The 10042-nt window shown below is 46.1% G+C and carries 11 protein-coding genes, 1 tRNA gene and 1 pseudogene; 6 read left to right on the top strand and 7 right to left on the bottom strand.

The genetic code is table 11. The features are described from left to right. Positions 1 to 518 precede the first annotated feature (518 nt). Positions 519 to 899, bottom strand: a complete 381-nt coding sequence (locus RIM23_RS29695) for a hypothetical protein (RefSeq protein ID WP_446357043.1) — start codon at positions 897 to 899, stop codon at positions 519 to 521. 457 nt (positions 900 to 1356) lie between these two features. Further along, positions 1357 to 1438 (bottom strand) — tRNA-Leu (locus RIM23_RS29690). Positions 1439 to 1908: 470 nt separating this feature from the next. Between RIM23_RS29690 and accC the strand changes: the two genes are divergently transcribed. Beyond that, entirely contained in the window at positions 1909 to 3264 is a 1356-nt protein-coding gene (accC, locus tag RIM23_RS29685) for an acetyl-CoA carboxylase biotin carboxylase subunit (RefSeq protein WP_446335558.1), read from the top strand. 12 nt (positions 3265 to 3276) lie between these two features. Here accC and RIM23_RS29680 read toward each other — a convergent pair whose 3' ends face one another. From RIM23_RS29680 to RIM23_RS29670, 3 genes are all read right to left on the bottom strand, one after another. Then, the gene (locus RIM23_RS29680) at positions 3277 to 3561 is read right to left on the bottom strand and encodes a YggT family protein (RefSeq protein WP_446371968.1); all 285 of its coding nucleotides are present in this window, start codon (positions 3559 to 3561) and stop codon (positions 3277 to 3279) included. 261 nt (positions 3562 to 3822) lie between these two features. After that, the gene (locus tag RIM23_RS29675; RefSeq protein WP_446371966.1) at positions 3823 to 4056 is read right to left on the bottom strand and encodes a hypothetical protein; all 234 of its coding nucleotides are present in this window, start codon (positions 4054 to 4056) and stop codon (positions 3823 to 3825) included. Between the two features lie 250 nt (positions 4057 to 4306). Further along, positions 4307 to 4810 carry a 2TM domain-containing protein gene (locus RIM23_RS29670; RefSeq protein WP_446371964.1) on the bottom strand — a complete coding sequence of 168 codons (504 nt, stop codon included), beginning with the start codon at positions 4808 to 4810 and terminating at the stop codon, positions 4307 to 4309. A 269-nt stretch (positions 4811 to 5079) separates the two neighbouring features. On the opposite strand from RIM23_RS29670, the gene RIM23_RS29665 reads away from it, so the two are divergent. Beyond that, positions 5080 to 6201: a site-2 protease family protein gene (locus RIM23_RS29665; RefSeq protein WP_446371962.1), complete on the top strand. Its 1122-nt coding sequence runs from the start codon at positions 5080 to 5082 to the stop codon at positions 6199 to 6201. Between the two features lie 62 nt (positions 6202 to 6263). On the opposite strand, the gene RIM23_RS29660 is transcribed toward RIM23_RS29665, so the two are convergent. Together RIM23_RS29660 and RIM23_RS29655 are read right to left on the bottom strand one after the other, a co-directional pair. Continuing rightward, positions 6264 to 6914: a hypothetical protein gene (locus RIM23_RS29660; RefSeq protein WP_446371960.1), complete on the bottom strand. Its 651-nt coding sequence runs from the start codon at positions 6912 to 6914 to the stop codon at positions 6264 to 6266. A 30-nt stretch (positions 6915 to 6944) separates the two neighbouring features. Next, positions 6945 to 7187: a hypothetical protein gene (locus RIM23_RS29655; RefSeq protein ID WP_446371958.1), complete on the bottom strand. Its 243-nt coding sequence runs from the start codon at positions 7185 to 7187 to the stop codon at positions 6945 to 6947. 33 nt (positions 7188 to 7220) lie between these two features. On the opposite strand from RIM23_RS29655, the gene RIM23_RS29650 reads away from it, so the two are divergent. The 4 genes and pseudogenes from RIM23_RS29650 to RIM23_RS29635 all read left to right on the top strand — a co-directional run. Beyond that, the gene (locus RIM23_RS29650; protein WP_446371956.1) at positions 7221 to 7493 is read left to right on the top strand and encodes a CHAT domain-containing protein; all 273 of its coding nucleotides are present in this window, start codon (positions 7221 to 7223) and stop codon (positions 7491 to 7493) included. Between the two features lie 80 nt (positions 7494 to 7573). Further along, a complete protein-coding gene (locus tag RIM23_RS29645; RefSeq protein ID WP_446371954.1) occupies positions 7574 to 7798 on the top strand; it encodes a DUF928 domain-containing protein in 225 nt (74 codons plus the stop codon). Positions 7799 to 7852: 54 nt separating this feature from the next. Then, positions 7853 to 9931, top strand: a complete 2079-nt coding sequence (locus tag RIM23_RS29640; protein WP_446371952.1) for a WD40 domain-containing protein — start codon at positions 7853 to 7855, stop codon at positions 9929 to 9931. Positions 9932 to 9963: 32 nt separating this feature from the next. Then, a pseudogene (locus RIM23_RS29635) lies at positions 9964 to 10042 on the top strand (IS607 family transposase); the annotation flags it as partial.

The following is a 10042-nucleotide window of genomic DNA, read 5'->3' as shown; positions in this document are numbered from 1 at the left end:
ATTATCTATCCTTGCGGCAATACTTAAACCAAACACCCGTAGAAAACTACCAAGTATTGAGCCTAATTTAGATAACTCCAGAGGGCTTGTCTCCCTAAGCGTTTAGAGATTAATCTCTATGTTTCGGTCTGCCCGACCGTCCATTGTTTTTGTCTTAGGACTAATGCATTGCAGCACTTTTGTGGTATCGGCAGTGGTTTAAGTCCTTGCGTTTTTATGAGGTTTCTCGCGCGTCATGCTCGAGCATCACTTTACGTGAGAATCATCGATAAATCGATTGGCGATACTCACGACTTTCGCCTGTGCTAGACTACTTTTATAGATTAACACATTATTTATTACAATACAAGACTAAGAGAAAATAAAAAGTCGTCCTAAAAGGACGAGGCTTGTATCCCTAGTTCTCGGTCATAGGCTAGGATCTCTAGTACAGGCATCTTGTTTTTTGTAAAATACGATGAGAGACGCGATTAATCGCGTCTCTTCCCTGAAAATCCTGCATAAAAAATTTGTCTTGCTCAGACAGCATGGAATGCGGCTAATATTTGTTTAGGTCTCAACGGAAACTTAAACCTTGAATGATTTGCAGATGCAACGGGCTTTGAGTCTGAAGCATTAGCCTCTTTCTCATCTAATCCATCCTCGTGTAACTCACAAACCGGAACTAAGATTGAGTCATGAGAACGCACCGCCATTTCGCCTCGTGCTAGTGCATCTCGCCACTGACGCCCAGTTTTCCACGCCTTAAACTTGGCAGCATTCCAACGAGGATTCACCGGATATCCAGCAAATCCGCAACGCAACGCCGCATGGTTAGCACTGGGGATCAGGGTATTGACCCAAACATTATCGGTTAGATCGATTAGCATGAAGTTTGGCTCCTTATAAACTGTAGACATAAACTTCACCTCTCTATTGTTGTCAACCGAACAATTTTGTTGAGTATTATCAACTATTATATTACAAATTGTTAAATTGCTACATCGCTTACTGGCTATTGATGGGTATTGAGCTTCAAAGGCAATACCGCCATTTCCGGATAATCGTGCGATCGCGCCAGAGTCCAGAAATTAACTAGAGATCTTACCAGCAATCTTTCTCCAGGCGCTAACCTGATCAAAGGTTTTGGATTTTTTCCACCCACGCCATTACTATGTTAGAAATCCCCAGAAAGCTTAAAGATTTGTCAAATGACTTATTTATACAAACTTATTTATACAAGCGGTGTGGGGTGGCTTTCAATCCTAATCGGCTAAAAATTCCCTGCACCCAGACGTAAGCGATCGCGCCTCTTTTCCCCGGCTACCCTGCACAAACAAAGCGAATCACTTCCCGATGCCGTCATACACCAGGGAGTGCGGATGGCGAGACTCGAACTCGCAAGGCTTACGCCACACGCCCCTCAAGCGTGCGTGTCTACCAATTCCACCACATCCGCATTGGCTAACTTATTATACCAACACTTGTGAGAAAATTACGACTTCTCGACAATTTTGTTGATGAATCCCATTAGAGACATCGCCCACGATTTCCCAAGGATGCAACCATTGGTGACAATCCCCCTTATCCTAGTGCAAGAAGGCAGAAATAACGCCAACAGCTAACATCTCCCCCAGATCCCTCTGCTCCCTGTGCTCCCCCTGCTTCATCGTATCTACGAAGCTGCTCAAGTATTTCCATGCCCGCCGCGCTAGTGACGTACTCCTACAGTCAATCAAAGATTATACTGTAGGCTTCTCCTCTCCAAAAGGAGATTCGCGTTTTATAGAGAGGCGACGCCCAACCCCACTTTCAGCAATACAAACTGTACTACATTATATTATGGTGATTCCTCTCACGTCAAATTGAAAATTATGACGTGAGGCTCCTCGCCTATTAGCTGAATACGGATATAGAGCAAGCTGTTTTATGGACTTTGCCAAAATCTTAATTGCCAATCGTGGGGAAATTGCCCTGCGGATTCTCCGAACCTGTGAAGAAATGGGAATTGCCACCGTTGCCGTTCACTCAACCATCGATCAACACGCCCTACATGTACAACTGGCGGATGAAGCTATATGCATCGGTGAAGCACCCAGTAGCAAAAGCTACTTGAATATTCCCAACATTATTGCCGCCGCCCTGACGCGCAACGCCACCGCCATTCATCCCGGCTATGGTTTTTTGGCAGAAAATGCCCGATTTGCCGAAATTTGCGCCGATCATCAAATCTCTTTTATCGGTCCGTCACCCGAGGCGATGCGGGCGATGGGGGATAAATCCACCGCCAAGGAAACCATGCAACGGGCAGGCGTACCCACCGTACCGGGAAGTGAGGGATTGTTGAGTAGTGAACGTGAAGCCATAGCCCTTGCCAAAGACATGGGTTATCCGGTGATGATTAAAGCCACAGCCGGTGGTGGCGGACGGGGGATGCGCTTGGTTCCCGACGAGAGTGCGATGAGTCGCCTGTTTCAAGCCGCCCAAGGGGAAGCTGAAGCCGCCTTTGGCAACCCAGGACTTTATCTGGAAAAATTTATCGTCCGTCCCCGCCATATTGAGTTTCAAATTCTTGCTGATACTCACGGTAACGTCATTCATCTCGGAGAACGAGATTGTTCCATTCAGCGACGCCATCAGAAACTCCTAGAAGAAGCCCCCAGTCCAGCTTTGACCCCAGAACTGCGAGAAAAAATGGGAACCGCCGCCGTCATGGCTGCCAAGTCGATTAATTACGTTGGGGCGGGTACGATTGAGTTTCTCCTGGATGCCATGGGTAATTTTTACTTTATGGAAATGAATACCCGCATTCAAGTCGAACATCCCGTGACTGAGATGATCTCAGGATTGGACTTAATTGCCGAACAGATTCGTATTGCCCAAGGCGAACCCTTAAAACTGACTCAAGACCAAGTGACGCTTAAGGGACATGCGATTGAATGTCGGATTAATGCTGAAGATCCCGAACGCAATTTCCGTCCTCAACCGGGGCGGATTAGCGGTTATCTGCCACCCGGAGGACCCGGCGTGCGGATGGATTCCCATGTATACACCGATTATGAAATCCCCCCCTATTACGACTCATTAATCGGCAAATTAATCGTCTGGGCACCTAACCGAGATGCCGCAATTCGCCGCATGAAACGCGCTTTGCGTGAATGTGCCATTACTGGGGTTGCTACCACGCTGAGTTTCCACCAAAAAATCTTAGAAACCCCAGCGTTTCTCAGTGGTGATGTTTATACGAATTTTGTTGAGCAAATGATGGCAACAGATAAATCTTAAAACGGTAGGCGGTCAATGCATCATGGTCAGTAATCCTTGCTGACCCAAAAGAATCTCCCGCAATAAGCTAACAATCCCAACCCAAATAATCGGGCTAATATCCACACCCCCAATGGGCGGCACCAGTTTGCGGGTTGCGACTAAAAAGGGTTCTGTGGGCAAAGCGACCAGATTAAAGGGGAAGTGGTTGAGATCGATCTGAGGATACCAGGTAAGGATAATCCGGAAGATGAATAGTAAGATAGCCAGTCCTAGTAAAGGGCTGAGAATCCACGTTGCCAGCGTAGCAGTACTCATGAGACAATTCCTAATTTCACAAAAAAGTATGGAAATCAGTTAGCCAGTGTAACGCAAGAGTGGGATGAACTACTACAACCTTTATCTCCCGGCACCTAAGTAGGGCTTGCTGGATAAGCATTGTGGTGAGGGGAGGGAACTCTTAATAGTAAGGATTTGACACTAGTTAACATTTCTTCGTACAGCTTACCAGAATTTATGTCCAGGTATCTACAAATCTTCCTGCACCTCCTACTTTCAGCTTAAGTTGAAACCAATAGTTTAGGTCACCGGAGTCTGGGAGCTAAAATCAATCCAATTCCGTCCCACTCGTTCAGCGACATCAGCCGAATCATAAGGGAGTTGCATCCCAAATACGTCTCCTGCTAAGGTCGTTACCCGAAACTGCCAACAGTGAAGCTTACTAAAGAAAACCGTGAGCAGGTAACCCCGATAAGCGGTAAAAATATGGATATGAGTAATAGGAAAGGTAGATTTAGAAAGTGGAATATTCACAGATTTGAACGGAGATAATTTGCCAAAAAGGAATATTCTGACGAATTTTTTGCGCTAAGCTCGTCAGTCATTAACCTTGTTTTAACATTTTAGCACTATGACTCATTTTTACGTCAGAAATCATCCTTTTGAATGACTAATCTGCTCCGGAATGTACTCCTTTTTATAGATAATCCTACTGAGTAAAAATACTTATTAGGAGCAAAATACTGCCACTACCTAAGTTTTTGCCTAATCGAGAAACGCCCAATCACCCCATTGCCTTAATCCAATTATTCAGCCGGGTGAAAATGGATTGAGTTAACTGATTAAACTGTTGCTGGCGATACCACTTTTGAAACGCTTTCTCATAAGCTTCTCCGTGAAGTTGATAGATATTCCACGTCTTTAAACCCAGCCCTGTTCCCCAAAACAAGAGGATATACAACGCCCAGGAAAGCTGACCTGTACTCAGCAGGTTGAGGGCAACTAAAAAACTATTCACGATAATATATTTGCCAAACCGCTGCTTGAGTTGGCTGCGCCGATATTGCTCAAACTCCTGGCGCTTTTGCTGCTGTTCTTGCTGGAGCCGCCATTCTTGTTCCGCTAGCTGGAGGTTAGTCGGCGAGATCCCCAATTCAGCGGCAATTTCCACAAGCTGCGTCCGGGAAAACTCACCGCCATTGGCTTGACGGGTGATCGCGAGATTCAGGATTTGCTGGAGGTCTTCTTGGTTATAAGACTGGATAATGGTGTGTTCAGAAACAGACATGACTTATATTATATTAAGAGGATGAGTGGGCGGGCTGAAAATTAAAACTATAGATAGTGGCACACTGAGGTTGTACTTCCTTATATTATTATCAACGACATCTAGACAGACAGTACAGACCTGCTGATGTTCACAACCGAACCCCTAGGATCGGATTTTACGAAAAAGAATGGTGGAACAGGAGTTTTACATTTCGTTACGATAGATTCAGATGCAAAGGAGGACAGTATAAAAATGTTTTCTTTGACAGTAGATTTGAGGTAATCTCTATGAACGGTAGTATTCGTGTTGGTAATTTATTGGGAATTCCCTTTTATATAAACCCCTCTTGGTTTTTAGTTCTAGCTTTGGTCACCTTTGAGTTTGGGGGGTATCTCAGCGGGTTTCCCGGATTGACGGGTCTTTTACCCTGGGTGCTGGGATTCGTGGGCGCCCTGTTGCTATTTGCCTCGGTTTTAGCCCATGAATTAGGACATAGTTTAGTCGCCATTCGCCAGGGGATTGAGGTGAAATCGATTACCCTGTTTCTCTTTGGGGGTCTAGCCAACTTAGAGAAAGAATCTCAAACACCAGGCGAAGCATTCTGGGTGGCGATCGCAGGTCCTTTAGTTAGTTTAGCCCTTTTCGCCCTATTTACGGGTATAGGCGTGAGCACCGGCGTCTCTGGTCCTTTGGCAGCAATTCTCAGCCTACTGGCTTCGATTAATCTAATTTTAGCCCTGTTCAACCTGATTCCTGGCTTACCCTTAGATGGTGGCAATATCCTCAAGTCCCTGGTTTGGAAAATCACCGGGAATCCCTATCGAGGTGTTGTTTTTGCCAGCAGAGTTGGTCAGGTTGTCGGATGGTTGGGAATCAGTATAGGAATCCTTTCTGTTTTGGGGTTGAGTGAGTTTGGCAGTATTTGGACGCTATTAATTGGGGTATTCCTGCTGCAAAATGCAGGTATGTCGGCGCAATCAGCCACCCTGCAAGAAAAACTCCAAGACCTGAAAGCAGAAGATGCGGTGATTCCAGAGAGTCCGATTATATCAACCGACCTGTCGCTCCGGGAATTTGCCAACAACTACATTATCGGCAAAAAAGAATGGCGCAAGTTCTTGGTGACTGATGAACAAGGACAATTGATCGGCGCTATCGCGGTTGATGATCTCAAGAAAGTCCCCACCTCAAACTGGACGATTACTCCCGTCAGCGAACTGATACAGCCGGTGGATTTGGATGCGATCGTCAAATCTGATCAGTCTCTGTTAGAAGTAATTATGCTCCTTGAGAAAGGTCAATTTACTCAATTGCCTGTAGTGCGCGAAAACGGAGTCCTGGTTGGACTTTTGGAAAAAGCCTCGATTGTCTCTCTCCTAGAGAAGCGAACTCAAACCAATCCCGCTTAACCATATTGGCATCACTGAAATTAAATACTTGAGCCTGATCCCTCGAATAAAGTTCGGGGGATTTATCGTAAAAGGCAGAAGGCTACTAAGTTTTTCGGACTTTTGGGAATTGGGACTTCTCGCAGCAACCGAATCAAAGTCATTCCAGTGAATCCTGCAACTAACATCCACGTCACCCCTAAACCCAGAACTTCGCTCACAAACAGATGAGTGAAGCGGCGCAAAATTCCGCCGACAATCCAACCCACCGCTAAACTGATCGACCAGTTTAGAATATTGGCAAAAATCCACCCCCAAGCTTTGGTAACGTACTGTCTGAGAACCCACCATTGCCCCATTCCCAGGATCAGCCCTAGGGTTGCTCCATCAATGACTCCATAAACCAACCGAGGGAAAATACCCATTGTTCGGGGAGCAAACCAACCGATGACTCCAAACGAACTCAACCCCATGACTCCCCAACCGAGGAGACTGGCAATAATCCACCACCAGGCTGAGGACAAGTGTCGTCTCAAAACTAGCCATTGGGCTAATCCGATTATCGTCCCACCAATGATGCCCTCAATTATACCGATATCGGGTCTTTCTCCAATCTCGATCCAAAATAGACTTGCCACAAAACCTAATAGTGTCACCAATAGCCACTGCAACCAGAAGCTACAGCTAGTCTCGATGGGTTTGATCGGGGATTGATAGTTAATGGTTACTGGCACGTTGATTCGAGAACTTAAGAATAGTTTAATCTATAATTTGCCAAATTTAACGGAATAAATTTTAACACGCCTGGGCAATTGGGAAGGGAAATTTTGTTGTCCGGTAGAAAGTGCGATCGCGATTTTTGTTGTTCGGTAGAAAGTGCGATCGCGCCGAAAAATCCGGTTGATTTTATGATCTGATAATGCAATTTTGCCAAGTTGAACGGAATTAATATTCACCAAGCGTTGCCAATTGAGGTTAAGATCGAGTAAGATAAAATAATTGCTCATAAAAAGTGGAATGACAAGCTCAATTTAACCGAAATGCGACAATTGGATTGGGATAATCCAGCCGTGGAGTTATTAGTCTTGTCAGCTTGTCGCACGGCGATTGGTAGCAAGGAAGCCGAATTAGGGTTTACCGGATTAGCCGTGGCTTCTGGGGTGAAAACGGCATTGGGCAGTATCTGGCAGGTGGATGATGCGGGGACATTGGCACTAATGAGTGAGTTTTATACTCATTTGGGTGAAACCGCGATTAAGGCAGAGGCACTCAGACAGGCAATTAGCCATGCTGCGGGGAGATGTGGTGATTGAAGGGGGACAAGTACGGGGTGTGGGGTTGTCCAATCCTCTAGTGTTACCGCCGGAGTTAGCCGAACGGTTAAGCAACGTTGATGGTTGATCAGAGTTGGAATCCTGTGTATCAAACGATGATTGAGGTTCCCGAAAAAGGGGGTGAGATGACAATCAATCTCCCCAATACTCTATCTCTAGAAACGGAAACAGATTATTACTGGCAGTTTGCCTTAATCTGTGATGCGAACGATCGCACCAAAGATAATGCGATCCAAGGGGCACTACAGTTTACCACCCCAGAGACGTCCGCGTCCCAAAACTAACGCTCCTCACGGACACTGACTCATCGAACCGAGACACTTCAGGGTGGACAATTTATGAAAGAAGCCTTTATTTCTTACTCCCGGCGTAATAAGGAATTTGTCCTCAAACTCCGGGAGGCATTTAAAACCGCAAATCGTGAGGTTTGGGTAGATTGGGAGGGCATTCCCTTAACCGCTGATTGGCGAAAAGAAATCTATCAAGGCATCGATGAATCTAATAACATCGTCTTTGTGATCACTCCAGATTCGGTAGCATCCAAAGAGTGCGGTGTTGAGGTAAAATGTGCCCTGAAACACCATAAGCGAATTCTGCCAATTTTGCATCTGGATGTTGACCTAGAAGCGATGTATCCAGAGATGAGAGAACTCCCTTGGATTGATTTTCGCGAAGGGACAAATTTTGAACAGGCATTTGCAGAACTCTTACAAGCCATTGATCATAATAAACTAGATACCCAGGAACATACCCGCTTGTTAGTCCAAGCCGTGGAATGGGAAAAAAAAGGACGCAATAGTAGCCTATTATTACGCGGGAGTGAACTAACCGCCGCCGAATCATGGCTGGTGTGGAGTTCCGAACAAGAACCCTTTCCTACACCCCTGCATCGAGAGTATGTGGGGGTGAGTCGTTACTGGGCAACCCGTCGGGCAAAACGTGCCATTTTGGGGGTGAGTGCGGCGCTGGGGGTGTCTACGGTTTTAGGAGTGGTGGCGTTCTGGCAATATCAGCGATCGCAACGACTTTTTGTCCAAGCCCAGCAAGAACAGCTTATTGTCCAAAGTACCACATCCGACGCTTTATTTGTTTCCCAGCAAAAATTTCCTGCCCTCTTAGAATCCCTAGAGGCGGCTAAAACGCTGCAACAAGCGAATTGGGTTAGCCGAGATCCTCAACTGCATTCAACGATTTCCACGGCTTTACTTCAGTCCGTCTATTGGGTGAATCAATCGAATCAATTAGACGGACATACGAATAAAGTTCGTAGCGTTAGTTTTAGCCCCGACGGTGAACTTATTGCCTCCGCCAGTAGTGACCATACGATTAAACTCTGGCAGCGAGATGGGAGTTTAATCAAAACCCTACAAGGACATCGCGATCGCGTCCGAGAGGTCAGCTTCAGCCCTGATGGTGAAATGATTGCCTCCGCTAGCCGGGATGGGACAGTAAACCTTTGGACAAAAGATGGGGCGAATCTACATAGTATTAATGCCCATGATAATGATATTTACCACGTCAGTTTTTCCCCCGATAGCCAAATTATTGCCTCAGCCAGCCGGGATGGGACAGTAAAACTGTGGAGTCTAGAGGGTAAATTCCTAAAAACCTTAAGCGGACATAATGCCCCAGTTATCAGTGTCAGCTTCTCTCCTGACGGTCAACGCTTGGCATCGGCTAGCGCTGATCAGACGGTGAAACTCTGGACAATTGAGGGTGAAGAATTACAAACCCTGAAAGGACACCAAGGAGAGGTCACCAGTGTAAGCTTTTCCGGGGATGGTCAACTCATCGCCAGCGCCAGTCAGGATAAAACTGCGAAACTCTGGACGATTGAGGGAGAAGAACTTCAGACGCTAATGGGTCACAAGGATGGCATTTGGCAGGTGACATTTAGCCCAGATAGTCAACGCCTTGCCACCAGTAGTAAAGACAGAACCATCAAACTCTGGAATCGCGACGGCATTCTACTCAATACCCTCACCGGACATAGCAGTCAGGTATTTGGTGTGGATTTCTCTCCAGATGGGCAAACTCTAGCATCAGCGAGTGATGACAGAACCGTGAAACTCTGGAAACTGGACAATCCCTTAGTCAAAACCTTACCCAAAGCCGGTATTAGTCCCAGTTTTAGTCCGAATGGGGACTTAATCGCGATCGCATCCGAAATGAATGTCACCCTCTGGAGTCCAGACGGCAAGAAATTGAACACCCTGTCTGGACATCAAGATTGGGTGGAAAGTGTCAGTTTTTCTGCCGACGGTGAAACCATTGCCTCAGCCAGTGATGACCAAACCGTGAAACTCTGGACAAAAGACGGGAAAGAATTACAGACGCTAAACGGGCATGAGGGAATCGTCAGGACGGTACAATTTTCTCCCGATGGAGAGTATTGTAAAGTTTCAATAAGAATATAGTCAGATGTAGTCATGTTGGGTAATATATAGACATGAAACTCTCAGACTATGCCAAAAAAGCAGGAATCAGTTATCGAACTGCCTGGAGGTGGTGGAAACAAGGAAACTTGA

It is taken from the genome of Coleofasciculus sp. G3-WIS-01 (genome assembly GCF_040223135.1).
Classification (GTDB): domain Bacteria; phylum Cyanobacteriota; class Cyanobacteriia; order Cyanobacteriales; family Coleofasciculaceae; genus Coleofasciculus.
Note: the sequence above shows the minus strand (reverse complement) of the source record. Positions and strands in the feature narration are given on the sequence as shown.